Consider the following 17,950-nt stretch of genomic DNA (forward strand, 5'->3'; position numbering starts at 1 on the left):
GTTCGGCTCACACCGCCTCCACAGAATCGGTTTGTCGGGTGATGAACATCGCATCCCCATAACTGAAAAATCGGTATCGCTGATCAACCGCCGCTTGGTAGGCATCCATCGTGTGTTGGTATCCAGCAAAGGCGCTGACCAACATGATGAGCGTAGACTCAGGCAGGTGGAAGTTCGTGATCATCGCATCCACGGACTTAAACTCATAACCTGGGTAAATGAAGATTTGGCTATCGCCATAAAACGGCTCGATCTCACCGGATTGACTTGCACTTTCAAGGGAGCGAACACTGGTCGTACCGACCGCGATCACTCGACCACCCCGCGCCCTTGTGGCTTTAACCGCCTCGACCACTTGAGGACTCACCTCAATGTACTCGGCATGCATGATGTGATCTTCGATGGTATCGACCTTAACCGGCTGAAACGTACCCGCCCCAACGTGCAGTGTCACAAACTCCGTTTGGACGCCTTTGGCTTTTAACTCGGCCAACAGGTCATCATCAAAGTGCAACCCAGCCGTTGGCGCCGCAACAGCACCTGGCTTTTGGTTATACACCGTTTGATACCGCTCGCGGTCTTCAAGCTGATCTTCTCGTTTCATGTAAGGTGGTAACGGCATATGACCATGCTGTTCCAACACCGACAAAACGCCCTCTTGCGTATCAAAGCGAAGCTCAAAGAGGTTCTCGTGTCGGGCCACCATCGTCACCGGCACCTGACCTTCCAAAGTCAGCTGTGTACCCGGTTTTGGCGAGCGGCTAGAGCGCACATGCGCCAATACGCGATGCTCATCCAATACGCGCTCCACCAGCACCTCAACCTTACCGCCACTGGCTTTTTCGCCAAACAAACGTGCCGGTATCACCCGCGTGTTGTTAAAGATCATCAGATCCTTATCCGTCACAAACGATAAGATGTCCGAGAACGTTCGGTGATCCAACGCACCGCTGTTGCCCTCTAGGCACAGCAGTCGACTGGCACTGCGTTTCTCAAGCGGGTAGCTTGCGATCAGTTCTTCAGGAAGATCAAAATGGAAATCTTTAACTTGCATGGGTAAGACAGGTCACGGTTGATCAGAGTTGACTAGGCCGTGCATTGTACCTAAGGATGACATTTCAAGCACGAAAAAATAAGAAAGGTATTGACGCGCAGAAAGACTCGCCTATAATACGCCCCACTTCACATGCCAGTGTGGTGAAATTGGTAGACACAGGGGATTCAAAATCCCCCGCCCTTAAAAGCGTGCCGGTTCGAGTCCGGCCACTGGTACCATGCTTTTTTCCTTGTTCTATTAGGTGCATCTCAAAGCATGGTTTCTCGAATACTTACCTTTATAGCAAGTCTAGCGTTTTCAGATATTCTTTTTCTGGCAACGGTTTACGGAATAAAAATCCTTGCCCCATCTCACAATTCACGCTTCGCAGTTTATCGACTTGTGCTTGTGTTTCGATGCCTTCAGCAATGACCTGAATCCCCAGTTCCGATGCAAGGTAAACGGTCGATTTGACGATCGCATAGTCTTGGCTCTGGCTGCACATGCTCTGAACAAATGAGCGATCAATCTTTAACACATCCACTGGCAGTATTTTTAAATATCGAAGCGCCGAGTAGCCTGTACCGTAATCATCGATGGCGATCGTAATGCCTAACGATTTCAACTCACGCAGCGCTTTAATCGCTTGTGAGGCATTGCGCATCAAGGCGGTTTCCGTGACCTCAAACTGCAGTTTTTCGGGGCGAATCCCATGACTTTCGATGATGGCTTTCACGTTTTGATAAAAGTCATCTTGCTGCAGTTGAAGCGTCGATACGTTCACGGATATTTTTTCAAGCATAGGATGCAGTCGCTGCCACTTGGCAACGGTCGCACAGGCCTGATCGATCACCCAATACCCGATGGGGATGATCTCCCCAGAGGTTTCAGCCGCCGGAATAAAATGCGCCGGTGAGATCACACCATTGGTGGGATGATTCCAACGCAATAGACATTCAGCACCAATGTGCTTTTGGGTTTGCAGGTTCAATATGGGCTGGAAGTAGAGCTCTAGCTGATGTTTAGCAAGCGCATGCGGTAGTTCATTATCCAAAAAAGAGTTGTTGGCTGACTTGCGAAAGCAACCTTTCAGAATAGAAGCAGATGTCCTGAGCACTGTGTTTTGCATGATACATGGCCGTATCGGCACCTCGCATCAAGTCCGCAATATCAGCCCCGTCTCGCGGAAAAATCGCCACACCGATACTGGCCGAGGTCATGATCATTTTGCCCGATATATCAATGGGCTGATTTAGGCACAACAAGAGTTTTTGTCCCACGATGATGATCTCTTCATTCGAAGGGCTTGCCTCCATCAACAGAGTAAACTCATCCCCACCGATGCGCGCTAGCGTATCACTGTCTCTCAGTACTTGGTTAAAACGCCTTGCGACCTCTTGGAGCAGTTGATCCCCCGACTCATGGCCCAGCCCGTCGTTCACCTGCTTAAACCGATTAAGGTCCATAAAAAGCACCGCGACTTGTGTTTCGTTTCGCGCGGCCCGTTTTAGGGCTTGATCGAGCCGGTCGGTAAAGAGTCGTCGGTTCGGCAAACCGGTCAGGGAGTCGTAAAAAGCATAGTGCTCTAGTTCAACGTTAAGGGCTTTCAGCTCCTTAGTCCGCTGATTCACTAAATAACGCAGTTTTTCCTGCCGGCCAAAAATAGATAGCACAACAAAGACCGCCAACATGCCAAACACCATCTCAGCCAGAAGAAAACTGAGGGAGTCTTTGATCTGGAACCCCAGCGCGACGTCTTCATCCACATGCAGGTTAAAGGTCCATTGATGTTCTGCGAAGAACATATCAAAGGTGTAACTAATGCCTTGCTCAGCCCACTTAGACTCCATGATCGCTTCATTACCAAAGACCTTGTCGGACGCGTCATTATTTTCATAAATGTAGATATCGATGAACTGAATCAACTCATCTTGGAAGCTTTCCTTGATGATTTCGGACACCAAGAACACACCGACCGCAAAGCCATCCAATGTTTGCGTGGTATTCAGTGAGCTTTCACCCAGATCCTCCCCCCGAAACACAGGCGAGAAGATCAGAAAACCAGGCTCAGGAGCATTGGATTGAACAAGTTGAATGACATCCGTCGCGGTGGGTACTTGACCGTTTTTCGCATGCAGCATGCTTTCTTTGCGCACAGGGTTCGAATACACGTTGAACCCTTGCGCGGCTCGGTTCTCGGCAAGGGGTTCAATCAGTTTTACGACCACTAACGGGTCATTCGGTTGAAGGGGCGCACCTTTTACCTGAAAGCCTGGATCAATATGAGTGCGTGCATAGGCTTCAAAGTCAGCCACTTCGTAGGGTTCTACAATCGGGTTCCAAGACAGCGCCCGGATACCCGGTAAATCTTGCATCAAGGTGTGGGCCAACGCTTCAAACTCAGCCTTACCTATCGTTGACTGGCGCGACAGCGCTAAATCTAACTGCTCTAGACTCTCAAGGTAACGTCCCATCTGAATTTTAAGGCTGTTCTCGGCCACTTTCGCCTTTAAGGTAAAGTCGGTCAGAGAGTTTCGGGCGATCACCTCTTCGACATACTGTTGTGCCACCTGAAAAGCCAATACGATCAAAAAGAGCGGGATGGCCAAGCCTCGCAGTAACAGTTCTTGGGATTGATCATCTTCTTTTCTTAAAAAGCTCAGCAGTAGCGGTGCCACCAGAATGACACCCAAAAATCCACCGACCCACCAGACAAACACGTTATTCCAATCAAACGCGTTGGTGACAGCTTCCGTAATGGGGATCATCAATGCCGTATTGCCAACCAAAGCACTGATTAAGGAACAGAAAAAAGCGATACCAATAAATAAACCAACGTGTCGATGCGAAGGCGCTTTCAGAATGTCGATCTTAAAATAGGCCAACAGGCGGGCGTTGACCCAAGTTTGAATTACGACACCCAATGCGATCAGTGTCGACGCGTACATCATGGGTGGGGTGATGTGCCCAAACTGCCAAAGCAGAGTCCCTAAGTTAAAGATCAAGGACCCCAGAAAAACCGCTGGGAGAAATCGCGCCTGAAAAACAAGTACGCCAGCCAAGGCAACTCCGGCCGACGGCCAAAGAGAGACGACCTGCGCTTGTGGGCTAAAACTGGAAAAGAGGTAAGCCAGTCCAACGTAGAGTAAGAACAGAGCGGTATAAACACCTTTCGCTGCTAAGTTGAACTGTGTCATTTATAACGACGATCCCCATAGTGTGAACGCATCAAAGCGTTTGTTTAAATGGTTATCGGCTAATGGTGCCGCGACATGATGATACTCATGTCATACTACGGGGTTTTGTTCATTTTTGTACAGCGAAGCAAAAAGAAAAACCGCCTTACCACAACTCGCCAAACTGCGCTTTGTGACACAGGTATACCCGCACGTCGAACTCCAACTGATGATAGTCAGGCTCCATGTAGCAACACAGCTTATAAAACGCTCTGTTGTGCTCTTTCTCTTTGAGGTGCGCCAATTCATGCACCAAAATCATCCTCAGAAAAGGCTCTGGTACCTTTCGAAACAGTGAAGAGATCCGAATTTCATTTTTGGCTTTTAATTTACCGCCTTGCACACGCGACACATAGGTATGCAGCCCAAGCGCGTTATTGATCACGTGGATCTTATCATCGTAAACCACCTTACTGATCGGCGGTGCGCTGCGCATGGATTGGTTTTTGATCGCCATGGCGTAATCGTATAAGGGCTTGGCCCCTGTAAAGTCATGCACGGCAGGGTAGCGACCCGTTAGCCATGCGCCCGTCTTCTTTTGATCCAACAAGGATTGCACCTGCGCTTTAAGATCAGGGCTATAGCCGTTGAGGTATATCAGTACAGGGGGTCGGGTCATGGGCTTCTTCGTTAACCATTTGAATACAAGAAAAGCATAAAAAATGCCTGCATAAGCAGGCATTTGTTGGGTCTAGTGTACGCGAGGCTCAATTACTTTTTAAGCTTATACGCCACTACATAATCCCCGATGGTGGTACCAATGCCTGGAACACCCATTTTAATCGGCAAAGGCAGTGGCGAGAGGTCCTCTATCGTACCGTTGCGATGCTTGTAGGCGACCTTGCCTGTGGCTAGGTCAGCCGCCGCGACATAACCCCATGGTGGTTGCTGACACGGCACGCCTAACGGCGACAAGAATGGCCCCATGCTTACGGCATACGGTGCCCCTGCGTTTTCGTTTAAGCCTTGCTCACCGGTATTGGTTTCGCCCAAATCAGAGCCATCTTTTGGCACTAAGGTTGACGTAAACGCCAAGTAAAGCGGCATACCGAACATCACACCACGGTTAGGATCAACCGCCACACTGCCCCAGTTAAACACACCAAAGTTACCAGGGTAGACAATCGTACCTTGCGTCGACGGTGGCGTGTACTGCCCTTCGTAACGCAGCGACTTAAACTGGATGCGGCAATACAGCTGATCCAAAGGCGTCGCGCCCCACATATCCGCTTCGGTCATTTTGGGCGGTTTAAAGTTAAGCGCTGAGGTCGGCTGAGTGGGCGATGCGTAATCCTCTGGGATCGTGCCTTGCGGTGCTTTTTGCTCCGTGACAGGCACAATCGGCTCGCCAGTCGCACGGTTAAGAACGTAAACATCCTCCTGCTTGGTCGGAACCACTAACGCAGGCTCAACGCCTTTGTCGGTTTTAAGATCCAACAATACAGGTTGTGCTGGCGTGTCCATATCCCATAAATCATGATGAATAAATTGACGAACCCAAGCCACTTGCCCCGTTTCAAGACTGAGTGCTACCACCGAGGTTGCAAACTTCTCTTCAGCGGGCGATCGATACATACCCAGTTGATCAGGCGTACAGTTACCCATTGGGAAGTAAGCCAGCCCCAGTGCCTCATCGGCGCTTGCCACCGACCAACTGTTTGGAGAGCTGGTCGCATAAACCTCATCAGGGCCGATCGGTGCGGTATCATTTGGGTGACCGGAGTCCCAGTTCCACTTAAGCTCGCCGGTTTTCAAATCGTAAGCACGAATCACACCGGAGGGTGATTCCATGGCGTAGTTATCATTGACAGAGCCTGCAACCACTTCGACACCACCAGCCACCAGCCACCAGCGGGGCGATGTGGAGTAGTAAAAGCAGGCTTGTTTGAATGGCATATTGTGCATCAAATCCAACACGCCGTTTTTCGCAAAATTACTGCAACGAGCGCCCGTTTCAGGGCCCACCGCCAGTAAACGTGCATCGGATGTTGGCATAAAGAGCCGTGCATCACAGGCTTTGGCCGGTAAGTTCTCTGCTGGTTGATCCGCTTTTACTGCAACGATCGACTCAGACGTGGCCAAGCCCGAAGGCGGTAAATAAGAGACACCACGGCACGTTTGATGCTGACTCTCGGCAGGCACTTTCGCATCGTATTTCCAAAGCTCTTCACCGGTATCGGATCAACCAGTTGTGAGGGGTACACACGTAAAGCGCATTGCCGATTTTAAGCGGGGTTGCCTCATAGGTGGTTTCGGTCACATCCTCAGGGCGCTTCAAGTCGCAGGTTTGGTATTGCCATGCCAGCTCAAGATCCCTCCCCCTAAAAGAGCCAACCCTATCAGCACAAACAGCGCAGATATGATGATCATTTGATCCTTCCTTTTCAGATTTTTCCGCTCCGGTTACCCAGCTCCGACACCACCGGAATACACATAGGCTGACTCCATGCCCATGGGAATGTTCAAAGAAGGTTAAGATTTGTTAAAGAAAGGCGCTGCAATAAACTATTGCAGCGATTTAGGAGGGTTTAATTAAACTCAGCTTTGAGATCCAACGTAGAAGCGTGTCCGAGTTGATCAAAATGCTGATCAAGAAACGCCTTCGCCGTGTCACGCCCAATCTCTTTTAACGTTTGTAAAAACGCCCAATCGGCATTGAGCTTACTGGAAGCCGACAACGGGTTCAGCGCCTCTGTTGCCTCAATGCGGTGCATGTAAAGACGGGCGTACTGGTTATCATCGACCTTCTCAGAAGCCAGAAGGCGCTGAACAAAATCGATGGCGCGAAGCTCTCGAAGCAATGAGGTGTTGAAGGAGATCTCATTCATTCGATTATCAATTTCACGTGCTGTTTTGGGCGTGCTTTTACGCTCAATCGGATTGATCTGCACGATCACAATGTCTTTGGATTTTCCGCCGTGGAACAGAGGGTACAGCGCAGGGTTACCCACATAGCCACCGTCCCAATATGGCTCACCATCGATCTCCACCGCTTGATACAGCCCCGGCAAACAGGCCGATGCCATGATCTGATCGCAACTGAGTTCATCACGTTCAAACACTTTAATCTTACCGGTGTGCACATTGGTAGCCGAGATAAACAAACGCAGTTTCTCACACGCGCGTACCTGCTCAAAATCCACCTGCTCTTCCAAGATATCTTGAAGCGGGTTGATGTTCAGCGGGTTCGTCTCATACGGCGAGCTAATACGACTTAAAAGATCGTAAAAAAGATAAAAAGGTGAGTTATCCAACGACCAACTTCCCATCCACCTATCCCATAAGGTCGGCTTCATCGGGCTTAAGGCGCCGGCATCCGAGACGGACTTCCAAAACCGTTCCAAGGCATCACGAGCACCTTGTGCGCCACCTTCCATAAACCCATGCGCCAGAACAACGGCGTTCATCGCACCGGCGCTGGTGCCTGAGATTCCCTCGATGCTGATCCGGCCATCTTCCATGAAATAATCAAGCACACCCCAGGTGTATGCCCCGTGTGAGCCGCCACCTTGCAAAGCAAGATTGATCGATTTTTTCTGAACCTTTGCCACATTACCCCCTGCACTTTGTACACACAAAAACGCCAGAACAAAGTCTGGCGTTTCTAAGGCTTAATGGGCGGTCCAGCCGCCATCCACCGGTAGGGTTGTGCCGGTAATGGAGGCCGCAGCATCCGAACAAAGGAACACAGCCAACGCCGAGACCTGCTCTACCGTCACAAACTCCTTGGTCGGCTGTGCTTTTAAGAGCACATCCTCTTTCACCTGCTCCTCGGTGATACCACGGGATTTGGCGGTATCGGCAATTTGAGCTTCGACCAGCGGTGTCCAAACATAACCGGGAGCAATCGCATTCACGGTCACGCCCTTCTCGGCGGCTTCCAGTGCCACCGTTTTGGTTAAGCCTGCAATACCGTGTTTAGCCGCAACATAAGCGGATTTATAAGGAGAAGCCACCAGCGCGTGCGCGGAAGCGGTATTAATGATGCGGCCCCAGCCTTTTCGCTTCATACCCGGCAAAGCCGCTTTAATGGTGTGGAACGCCGAGCTTAGATTGATGCCAATGATGGCATCCCATTTTTCATCCGGAAACTCCTCCACCGGAGCAACGTGCTGGATACCTGCGTTATTGATCAAGATATCCACAGACCCCAGTTCTTTTTCGGCGGTCGCGATCATATCGGTAATTTCGCTCGGCTTAAGCATGTTCGCTGGGCTGTATAACACGGTGACGCCTGTATCGGATGCTAATGAAGCGCGGGTTTTCTCGATCTCGTCGGCATCCCCGAGCCCATTAATCATCACGTTTACGCCTTGTTCAGCCAAGGCTTTCGCATAGGCCAAACCGATACCCGATGTAGAACCAGTAACGACGGCGTTTTTTCCTTTTAATGTACCTTCTGACATGGTGTTACTCCTCTCGATTAGACGTAGAGTGCGTAAAACAGCGCGTCACTCTGTAATTATCTTATTCGTTCTGCAGTGCACAAAAAAGTTCCAAAAGGCCGTTTCATCGATAAGAACAGTGCGTTGCCGAACCGTTTTATAACAGCAACAAAGTACCTAGCCCTAAGAAGGTCACAAAACCGACCACATCGGTCACTGTGGTTAAGATGACGGAACCCGATAAAGCAGGGTCAATTTTGAGCTTATCCAATATCACGGGGATACAGACACCCGAGCAAGCGGCCGCCAAAATGTTGATCGCAATGGCCGAACCAATAACGACACCGATCATAGGATCAGCAAACCACCATGAAGCGATCAAGCCGATCGCACCAGCCCACAACACGCCGTTCAATCCCCCCACGCTGAGCTCTTTGATCAACAAGGGCCCTAAGTTACCGCGTGATATCTGCCCCAAAGCAATACCACGAATGATCAAGGTCAATGTTTGGCTACCTGCGATGCCGCCCATGGACGCGACTATCGGCATTAATACCGCAAGTGCCACCACTTGCTGTAACGTCCCCTCAAAGAGACCAATCGCCCACGACGCCAGAAATGCCGTGATCAAGTTAATACCCAGCCAAGTGGCACGACGTACAGAGCTTCGCAGCACCGGCGAGAACAGATCTTCATCTTCGGACAGACCCGCTTGCGCCATCATCTCCGCTTCGTGCTCTTCACGCAGAATCTGCAAGCCGTCTTTTAATGTCATCCGCCCGATCAACATCCCTTTTTCACTGACGATCGGTAGAAGTACGTACTCACTTTTTTCGATCAAGTCGACGCTGTCCTCCAAGCTGTTTTCCGCCGCCAAAGGCTTAGCTTCCTCATCAGTGAGCTCAGTCAGAGGGATGTGACCCGGTGTGGATAAGGTCGACTGGACGGGCACAGTACCGGCATAGCGTCCTGCCCGGTCGGTCAGAAAAATAGCGTCGGTACATTCTGGGATGTGACGGCGCAGCAAACGCAACGCATCATACACTTTGGCGTTTTGCGGCAAGATCAGCAGATCGTGATCCGCGTAACGACCAATCTGCTTTTCAGTAAATTGATTACTGTCTTCAAAGTATTGACGTTGTTTTTGGTCCATCTGCCGAAGGGCAATCTCGATGAACTCATCCGGTAAGTCATCTGATAGCTCGATCAAATCCTCTGGCGAGAATCCAGAAAACAGTGACTCTAAGGCGTTAAACGGCTGCGCTTTCAGAATGGTTAAACGGGTATCGGCACCCAGCTCAACCAAAACGTCGGAGCGTTCCTCTTCTGGGATACGTTCCCACTGTTGCAAACGCCCCTCAAGAGGCAAAGCTTCCAACAAGAGTGCCTGCTGTTCGGCATCCAAGTGCTCGAGCTGCTCGTTCAACGTTTCGGGGACAGTCGCTTGCTCTTCACGCTCGACTTTTGCGATCTGCTCGACCAGAGCGCCGATCTCTTCACTCATAATGTCCCCACCTTGGATGATTCTTCTGATAGAAAATCACCATACCGTGAGCGTGTGAATTTTGCAGTATCCAAGCGGAAATTTTCCCGCTTTTTCAGCCAGATAGACTAACAACCCTAATGCACCTATGAGACGATGGCAGCACATTTCAATGTGAGTCGTCTTATGAATGAACACAGCTTTTCGGGATTGATCCACGCCGTCGTGTGCTGCTCAGTGTTCAAGACATCCATCAACGACTGCTCGTAGGGCAAGGCCCCAAAAGCCTACCCGAGTTGGTGATAGCACTCAGTAAACGCCTGACCGGCCGCATCGCGGACTTTGTCGATAAAGTCGATGAAGAGATCACCGATATGGAGGAGCAAGTCGATAACGCGCCGCGTCCAGAGCACCGACAACAAGTGTCTGAGGTTAAACGCGAAATCATTGCACTACGGCGATACCTGCTGCCGATGAGCGAAGCCTTCACCGACCTTGAAGAGTCCGACCTTGGTTTTTTGGATGAGCGTTTAAAGATGCTCTTGATCGAAACCGATGGATGTAAATACACCCCCATTCGCCGTGTCCTTGGACTGTTAAGGGGCACGGTAAACCCGTATACTCTGCAAAGCTCTAATGGAAAATTATGTTGGATTGGATTCTGACCCATAATGGATTTTTGATCGAGGCCGTTATCCTAACGATCATCATCATTTACGTTGGCGTAAAAATCTAACCTCGATAAAAAAGTGACAACATGCGACTAAAAACTCAGCTCCCGTTGATCGGGGCCGTGCTGGTTTTGTCACAGGAAGTGTATAGCTACAACGAAACGGATCTTTACAGCCCAATTCCAGAAGTAACTTCGGTTTCACGAACCCCTCAAAATGTGACGGATGTGCCTATTGCCACAACGGTCATCACTCAGGAGTTGATCCGCGCCTCCTCTGCAACAACCGTTACAGACTTGCTGCGCTTAGTTCCAGGCTTTCAAACCTACCACGTTAATGCCAATAAAGAGGCGGTTACCTATCACGGTAACTCAGGCGAGTACCCGAACCGGTTAGAGATTCGCATTAACGGCCGCCCGGTGTATGTACCGATGCTCTCGACAGTCGCGTGGAGCGCGCTTGGCATCAGTATTGAAGATATCCAGTACATAGAAGTAGTACGTGGTTCCAATGTGCCGGCTTATGGCTCTAACGCCTTAATAGGGGCGATCAATATCATCACCCGCTCCGCCGTGCAGCCGGAGCATGCTCATATCTCGGCCACCGTGGGTTCTAACCAAACGCGCACAATCAATACCACATTTAGCCGCCAAGTGGGCGACACTCAAGTGCGTTTTAGCGCAACCCATGATGAGAACGCGGGTTTCAAAAAAGCCGGTGACGGCAAAGACGTGAACATGGCCAACTTAACCTTGACCTACACGCCTAATCTGTTTGATACCTTGACCTTCTCAGCAGGCATCAACCACGGCAAAATTATCATCGGCTCTGGTGACCCAAGCGAACCATACCAATATATGGATCGCGATCAGACCTCTCATTTTGAGCAAGTCACTTGGCAGCGAACCCTATCTGAAAACCAAGAGTTTGAAGCCACCTTCTACAACAATTACTTGAGACTCAGCACCCCAACGGCGCTCGCATCTGAATATCTAGGTGACCCAGACCTAGTCGGCCTTAACACTCAGATCCAAACGCTTGCCGCCTTATGGCCTTATTTGAACCTCCCTTGGGGGGACAGCTACCCGTTCGATACAACATCGGTCAGTGACATGGCCATCTGGCCAATTGGCGAAGATGGCGTTGCAAGAACAACTGGTACTGAAATTCAATACAGCAACAGCGAGCGGGATAATCTGACTTGGGTGATTGGTGCAGGCTTTCGTCGCGATACGCTCGAAAGCGAGGCTATGCTGAGTCAAAAAGAAGAGATCAGCGAAGAAACCGCTTCCTTGTTTGCCCACACTCAGTGGCAATTTATGGACAACTGGAGCATGAACATGGGCACCATGTTTGAGCACGGCTCCTTAACACATCAATCGACGCTCTCAAGCCGCTTGGGGCTCACCTATCAACTGACCCCAACCCTAACCTTGCGTGCTGCAGCCACCCAAGCTTATCGCTCCCCGTCCATTTTGGAGTTGAAAGGCCAAGCCATATATCAATTTCCAGAGGGGGTCGTCTTTGACTACAACCGCTACGCCAACGAGCAGCTAGACCCTGAGAAACTGCGAAGCCAAGAGATCGGCTTCATCTGGCAAATGCCGATCTGGCAAAGCTATTTAGACGTTAAGCTTTACCGTGAGCGTATTTCTAAGGGCATTGGCACCTACTTTGTTGAATCAGATCTGGATTTGAGTTCAATCGATCAATACTTGAATGACATCAATAAAGGGCGCACTGAGCCACGCATCTATGATGAGGTGGGGTACTCAGCCAACCGAACCACCAGTTTATCCAAAGGGGTTGATGTCGAGTGGACTGCGCATCCTACACGAAACGACCTGATACATTTGGCGTACAGCTACATGGATCTATCCGGCATTCAAGAAGGTGGGGTTAAAAAAAGCCACATCCTTGATACTCGTGCGCCTCGGCATACTTTGTCTTTACTGTATAATCGTCGGTTAAATGAGCATTTGGATGCGAGTTTAGTGTATAACTACCTATCGGACGTCGATTGGTTGGATGCGCCAAGTGCTTACAACTACAAAACGGTTGATGCTCAAATTCGCTTAACCACCAAGATGTTAGCGAATCAGACACTCACAACGAAAATTCTGGTCAAAAACCTATTTGACTATAACTTTGTCGAGTTTGAAGAGAACAATCGATACGGTCGCGAAGTCTATTTGACGTTCAGTATGGATTTTTAACTGGATTAAGCAGTGCGAATTACAGGGATGATCAATTTTGCATGTCAGCTTGCACACCGATTAAGGTGTCTTAGCGTCTTTGGCACACTTATTTTGTGTATGTGCCAAACGGCCTTTGCCAAAGAGCTGCCCATTACGATCTTGCTGAGCTCTAACGAGTCGGCTTATCGTCAAGTGGCGGGGTATCTTCAAGAACACCATCTTAACCACGAAGATCTCACTGTCGTCAAAGCCACTAATGAGTATCAATCGAGCGGCCAAGAATCGCTGATCATTGCCGTTGGCACCTACGCACTGTCCGTGGCACTCAGTAAGACCTCTGACATCCCTATTCTGGCGACCTTTATCCCTAGACGCTCCTTTGAACAACTCACGTCCGCGCGGGGTGATCGCCTCCAGAAAATTGCGGCTATCTATGTCGATCAACCTATGGACCGACAAGTAAAGCTGATCCGCACGCTTCTCCCCAAGGCGAATACCATCAGCACCTTATTTGGCGACTCTTCTGTTAAAGAGCAAGTCCACTTAGAACGCGCAGCACTGCGTTTTGGCTTATCCGTTCAATCTGCCACGCTTTCCAGTGAAGACAATCCAGTGAATACCATCAACCCCTTGATCATGAGCAGTGATCTGTTCTTAGCCATCCCGGATCAAGGGGCCTTTAACCGAGCCACCGCCAAGTGGTCCTTGTACTTATCACTGAAACATAAAAAACCGCTCATCGGTTTTTCGGAAAAGTTTGTCGAAGCGGGAGCTTTAGCCGCCGTGTTCTCAACACCAGACCATATTGCACGGCAAACCCACGAGTGGCTGAGCTTATTTCTGAACCAAGAGCCGCTCTTTAACCAAGCCTTTCCCCGCTATTTTGATGTGAAGGTGAACCTCTCGACCGCACGCTCTATTAATATTTTCACGCCCTCTGACGCTAAGATAAAAGCCGCATTAGAAGAGGTCAGTTTATGATACAGCGCAAAGAGAGCCGTTTCGGGATTCGTCAACGCATCCTCGTGCTAACGCTGCTGCCTTTGCTCGCCATCTCGATCGTTTTGGGTGGTTTTTTTATCTACACTCGCTTCCAAGATGCCGAAATGATCTTGGTAGAACGTGGCCAACTGTTAGCACGCTTGGTTGCCTCCTCGTCAGAATTTGCGTTGATCACTGGTAACGCTGAGCTATTAAAGTCGATCAGCAAAGGTCCTTTTCAAGAGAAAGATGTCGCGGATGTGCTCTTTTTGAATGGACAATACGAGCTCATTCAGCGCTCCGCGCAGTTCCCTGTCGATTTAAAAGTGGCTGCGCCTTCGGCCTACATGAATGAACACTACTGGTATTTTACTCAACCGGTCAGTACCACCGGCATACCGTTTTTGGACAACCCAGAATTTCAAGAGAGCGAAAACGTCACCGAGACCGTCGGCTGGGTGATCGTGATCATGTCGGAAAACACGAAAATAGAACAAGAGCAACGCATTCTGATCGCCAGTGGCAGCTTGCTCTCTTTTACCTTTGCAATCACCTTCTTCTTGGCATTCCGTTTTGGTAAGCGGATCTCCCAGCCCATACTGGGCCTTACTCAGGTGATGAATCGCATGCAAGTAGGTAATTTGGATACGCGTGTATCCCAAACCTACACAGGGGAGTTTAACCAGCTGGCCAACGGTTTGAATGGACTGGCCGATACCATCCAAAAACTGGTCACCAATCAGCAGAACCGCATTTCGAACGCTACTCGAAAACTCGAAGCAGCCCTCCACCACCTTGAAGAACAAAACGATGCCCTGAACCGCGCCAGACGCCGTGCGGATGATGCCAACTTAGCAAAAGATGAGTTCTTAGCAAGGATGAGCCATGAGCTAAGAACGCCACTCACCTCCGTTGTGGGGTTTGCAAAGCTCCTCAATCAAACAGAATGCTCCCCAGAGCAACACGAACACATCCGTATCATCAACCAAACATCGATGATGCTACTATCGATCATTGACGATATTTTGGATTTCTCGAAGCTGCAGCAGGATGCCATCACGCTAGAGGAGATCGATTTCAATCTAGAGGAGATCATCTACGATATCCTTGAGATGCAAGCGCCAAAAGCGCACGAGAAAGGTTTGGAGTTAATCCCACATCTCCCATCCACCGAATCCTTGAACGTGCTGGGTGACCCGACACGACTTCGCCAGATCATTGCCAACCTTGTGGGAAATGCGGTTAAGTTTACTCACAAAGGCAGCGTAGAAATTCACGTTGAAACCAACTACGTCAATCGCCACAAACAACTCTTTACCATTAAGGTCATTGATACCGGTATCGGTATCCATGCTGCGCATATGGCTCAGCTGTTTCAGGCATTCACCCAAGCGGACACATCCATCACACGTCGTTTCGGTGGCTCAGGCTTAGGTCTTGTTATCTCCAAGAAACTGACCGAATTGATGGGCGGCCGCCTGGATATGATCAGTGAGGAAAACATCGGCACGACCGTAACGCTCAGCATTCCTTTCATGGAAGGCAAAGCCGACTCACCGGTTATCATTGATTCCAACAACGCCCCTCACTCGGTATTGGTCTTCGAGCCGAATGTGTCATATCGTCGAAGCTTGATCGATATGATCCGCAACCACCCTAAAGGGGAAGTCAGCAGTCTATCGATTGCCCGCACTTTAGATGAGTGCATGGTTAAACACACCAACCACGACATTACGGTGCTGAGCCTCCCTAGTGCGCTTTCGCCCGATGAGGAAACACTTTACCAGTCCTTCATCACCTTGCTCTCAAATAAGAGCACGCCTAGTCTGGTGCTTTCTCCAACATCTCTGGGTATTACGTGCCATGGCAGTGTCGCGCTTCTGCACAAGCCAGTAAGACCGGCAACCCTTTACAGGCATTTGGGGTTAAGTTACCAATTACCGAAAGCAGACGATCATATTGATACTAGCCAGCTTTCTCACACGGTGGTTCTTGCAGAAGATAACGAGTTTAACCGCCTATTGATTACTAAAATATTGGAATCGACGGGCATTAAGGTTATACCGGCAGGCACGGGCCTTGAAGCGGTCGAGTACACCCGAGAGCATGAGCCTCATGTGGTCATTATGGATGTGCATATGCCGATTATGGATGGTTTAGAAGCCACACAGCACATTAAAGAGACGCATCCGCATATCCCTGTGATCGCATTAACGGCCAACATCATCGCGCATGAACACGAAGCTTTGATGGAAGCTGGCATTGATCAGATCCTGTTGAAGCCTGTGAATGATAAGGAGTTGATTCAAGCAATCTCTCTTATCTCCGCTCATCAACAAACGGTGTCCTTACCACCACCGCAAAATCCAGTCTTTGAGACCGAACCCGAAGCTGACTCAAACACGACCTGTCTTGAGCGTTACAATATTGATAATCAGGATTTGCAAGATGAGGTACGCCGCCTTACCGATGCATTGCTAGCAGCATTCAAAGAGCGAGATCTTGAGAAAATGGCTGAGATCAACCATCAACTGGCCGGTCTAGCGAGTTTCTATGAAATGCCTGAAGTTGAGATATGCTCGTCCGAGATTCATGAGCAAGTGAGATCAGAAACCTGTAATTGGCGTCTATTATGGAAATCATTATGGCAGCTTAAACGCTCTATCGAAGATGAACCGATTGAACTCAACGATGAATGATGACTAAAAAGCGCGATAAACTGGGGTGTCTTTAATCAGGGTTTCGAGTGATTCACGAATATTGACCAGCTTAGCCATACCGCGTTCATCAAACCGATACCGCCCTGGTGAGTAACTGCATTCATCCCCTTGCTCAGCCATCCACTCCAAAAACTGACAAGATTGGCGGATGGTTTCTAACTCAGGGTCGTGCAAAATGGGCAATCCTACCGTGACGCTCCATCGCTCCACTTCTAAATTAGTCATTCTGCCCTTCTCTACTCTCTGGATTTGCTCGAGTATTTCATCACGAGAAGGGCGGTACACCGGAGGTCTTCCGAAAGTCAGTGCTAATGTCAGTACAAGCAGCACTACTAAGCACACTAGGAAGACCGCGATGAACTCCATGTCAGTGGGCGGCCACTAACAAAGTGTGCAGAGATCGAGCACCTTCTTTGATTCGGCCTTGTTCTTTGCTGGAAAGGCTCAACATGTACTGCTCATGCTTACGTTTCGCTTTCTTATCCAACGCCTTCCAGGCCTCTTTGATAGGGATGTGTTCTGTTTGATTGTGCACATCCGTAAAGACTTGGTACACAGCATCTTTATGCAACTCTGGATCAAAATAGTCGACCAGAGCCTTGATGCGGATAGCACCTTCAATTAAATCCATCTGGTCATTCATCACAGCATCGCTGATCACCACTAAACTGTGTTTGATGTATTCGTAACGTTCTCTCTGTATTTTCTCAAGCTTAGCGAGGTTCTCTTGATCCTTTTTTTTCTTATTCTGGATAAAGCGCGCTTTTTGGATAATAAATACGATCAGCCCTAACGCAACCAAAGACCCGATTGCGCTTAACAGATATAAAACGTTATCACTCATTCACACCTACCTCTCATACGTCTTAACAAAGCCTTTAAAGAGTACTTAGCCACGCCCGTGCTTAACACCCCTTTCTTTTAAAAAAGGCATAAAAAAACCCCGATCACAGAGTGACCGGGGTTCCGTATAAAAGCTTGGCGATGACCTACTCTCACATGGGGAGACCCCACACTACCATCGGCGCTAAGGCGTTTCACTTCTGAGTTCGGGAAGGGATCAGGTGGTTCCACCTCGCTATTGTCGCCAAGCATAAACTGTCACAATCTGGATCGATGAAGCGTTCTTAATTCGTAAATTCTTAAGTATTGTTTTCAAGTCTTAGTCACTACTCATTAGTTACTAAGCCCTGATCTTAACTCTACAAGCACACAGTGATTTCTATCTAACTGTCTCATA

Annotated in this window: 15 protein-coding genes, 1 tRNA gene and 1 rRNA gene; 5 read left to right on the forward strand and 12 right to left on the reverse strand. The window is 49.3% G+C overall.

The genetic code is table 11. The annotated features are described in order from the left end of the window. Positions 1–7: 7 nt before the first annotated feature. The gene (gene queA, locus ACXAF9_RS04765) at positions 8–1,054 is read right to left on the reverse strand and encodes a tRNA preQ1(34) S-adenosylmethionine ribosyltransferase-isomerase QueA (protein ID WP_475071081.1); all 1,047 of its coding nucleotides are present in this window, start codon (positions 1,052–1,054) and stop codon (positions 8–10) included. A 134-nt stretch (positions 1,055–1,188) separates the two neighbouring features. On the opposite strand from queA, the gene ACXAF9_RS04770 reads away from it, so the two are divergent. Next, positions 1,189–1,275, forward strand: a tRNA-Leu gene (locus ACXAF9_RS04770). A gap of 59 nt (positions 1,276–1,334) precedes the next feature. Here the strand turns inward: ACXAF9_RS04770 and ACXAF9_RS04775 are convergent. From ACXAF9_RS04775 to ACXAF9_RS04810, 8 genes are all read right to left on the reverse strand, one after another. Next, positions 1,335–2,090, reverse strand: coding sequence for a putative bifunctional diguanylate cyclase/phosphodiesterase (locus tag ACXAF9_RS04775; protein ID WP_475071083.1), 756 nt, complete (start codon positions 2,088–2,090; stop codon positions 1,335–1,337). Continuing rightward, entirely contained in the window at positions 2,083–4,233 is a 2,151-nt protein-coding gene (locus tag ACXAF9_RS04780) for a CHASE domain-containing protein (protein WP_475071085.1), read from the reverse strand. The genes ACXAF9_RS04775 and ACXAF9_RS04780 overlap by 8 nt, the downstream gene beginning before the upstream one ends. A 145-nt stretch (positions 4,234–4,378) precedes the next feature. Continuing rightward, positions 4,379–4,891 (reverse strand): M48 metallopeptidase family protein, encoded by a 513-nt coding sequence (locus ACXAF9_RS04785; RefSeq protein WP_475071087.1) that lies wholly within the window; start codon positions 4,889–4,891, stop codon positions 4,379–4,381. Positions 4,892–4,983: 92 nt separating this feature from the next. Then, positions 4,984–6,414: a PQQ-binding-like beta-propeller repeat protein gene (locus tag ACXAF9_RS04790; RefSeq protein WP_475071089.1), complete on the reverse strand. Its 1,431-nt coding sequence runs from the start codon at positions 6,412–6,414 to the stop codon at positions 4,984–4,986. Between the two features lie 25 nt (positions 6,415–6,439). Then, a complete protein-coding gene (locus tag ACXAF9_RS04795; RefSeq protein WP_475071131.1) occupies positions 6,440–6,532 on the reverse strand; it encodes a hypothetical protein in 93 nt (30 codons plus the stop codon). A gap of 268 nt (positions 6,533–6,800) precedes the next feature. Beyond that, complete coding sequence (locus tag ACXAF9_RS04800) at positions 6,801–7,823, reverse strand: patatin-like phospholipase family protein (RefSeq protein WP_475071091.1); 1,023 nt, start codon at positions 7,821–7,823, stop codon at positions 6,801–6,803. A 60-nt stretch (positions 7,824–7,883) separates the two neighbouring features. Then, positions 7,884–8,678: a 3-hydroxybutyrate dehydrogenase gene (locus ACXAF9_RS04805; RefSeq protein WP_475071093.1), complete on the reverse strand. Its 795-nt coding sequence runs from the start codon at positions 8,676–8,678 to the stop codon at positions 7,884–7,886. Between the two features lie 136 nt (positions 8,679–8,814). Then, positions 8,815–10,161 (reverse strand): magnesium transporter, encoded by a 1,347-nt coding sequence (locus ACXAF9_RS04810; RefSeq protein ID WP_475071096.1) that lies wholly within the window; start codon positions 10,159–10,161, stop codon positions 8,815–8,817. A 206-nt stretch (positions 10,162–10,367) separates the two neighbouring features. Here ACXAF9_RS04810 and ACXAF9_RS04815 point away from each other — a divergent pair, with 206 nt between their 5' ends. The 4 genes from ACXAF9_RS04815 (at position 10,368) to ACXAF9_RS04830 (ending at position 16,689) form a co-directional block, all read left to right on the forward strand. Beyond that, the gene (locus ACXAF9_RS04815; RefSeq protein WP_475071099.1) at positions 10,368–10,805 is read left to right on the forward strand and encodes a CorA family divalent cation transporter; all 438 of its coding nucleotides are present in this window, start codon (positions 10,368–10,370) and stop codon (positions 10,803–10,805) included. A 92-nt stretch (positions 10,806–10,897) separates the two neighbouring features. Beyond that, on the forward strand, positions 10,898–13,027 hold the full coding sequence (locus tag ACXAF9_RS04820) for a TonB-dependent receptor plug domain-containing protein (RefSeq protein ID WP_475071101.1): 2,130 nt from the start codon (positions 10,898–10,900) through the stop codon (positions 13,025–13,027). Positions 13,028–13,054: 27 nt separating this feature from the next. Then, complete coding sequence (locus ACXAF9_RS04825; protein ID WP_475071103.1) at positions 13,055–13,990, forward strand: ABC transporter substrate-binding protein; 936 nt, start codon at positions 13,055–13,057, stop codon at positions 13,988–13,990. Beyond that, positions 13,987–16,689, forward strand: a complete 2,703-nt coding sequence (locus ACXAF9_RS04830) for an ATP-binding protein (RefSeq protein ID WP_475071105.1) — start codon at positions 13,987–13,989, stop codon at positions 16,687–16,689. Before ACXAF9_RS04825 ends, ACXAF9_RS04830 begins: the two co-directional genes overlap by 4 nt. Before the next feature lie 3 nt (positions 16,690–16,692). Here ACXAF9_RS04830 and ACXAF9_RS04835 read toward each other — a convergent pair whose 3' ends face one another. The 3 genes from ACXAF9_RS04835 to rrf all read right to left on the reverse strand — a co-directional run bounded on the left by ACXAF9_RS04835 (position 16,693) and on the right by rrf (position 17,802). Then, positions 16,693–16,935 carry a hypothetical protein gene (locus ACXAF9_RS04835; RefSeq protein ID WP_475071107.1) on the reverse strand — a complete coding sequence of 81 codons (243 nt, stop codon included), beginning with the start codon at positions 16,933–16,935 and terminating at the stop codon, positions 16,693–16,695. Between the two features lie 142 nt (positions 16,936–17,077). Beyond that, the gene (locus tag ACXAF9_RS04840) at positions 17,078–17,554 is read right to left on the reverse strand and encodes a DUF2489 domain-containing protein (protein ID WP_475071108.1); all 477 of its coding nucleotides are present in this window, start codon (positions 17,552–17,554) and stop codon (positions 17,078–17,080) included. A 132-nt stretch (positions 17,555–17,686) separates the two neighbouring features. Further along, positions 17,687–17,802, reverse strand: a 5S ribosomal RNA gene (gene rrf, locus ACXAF9_RS04845). Between the last annotated feature and the right edge of the window lie 148 nt (positions 17,803–17,950).

The sequence above is a fragment of the Neptunomonas sp. ABH4_499 genome, from assembly GCF_056160565.1.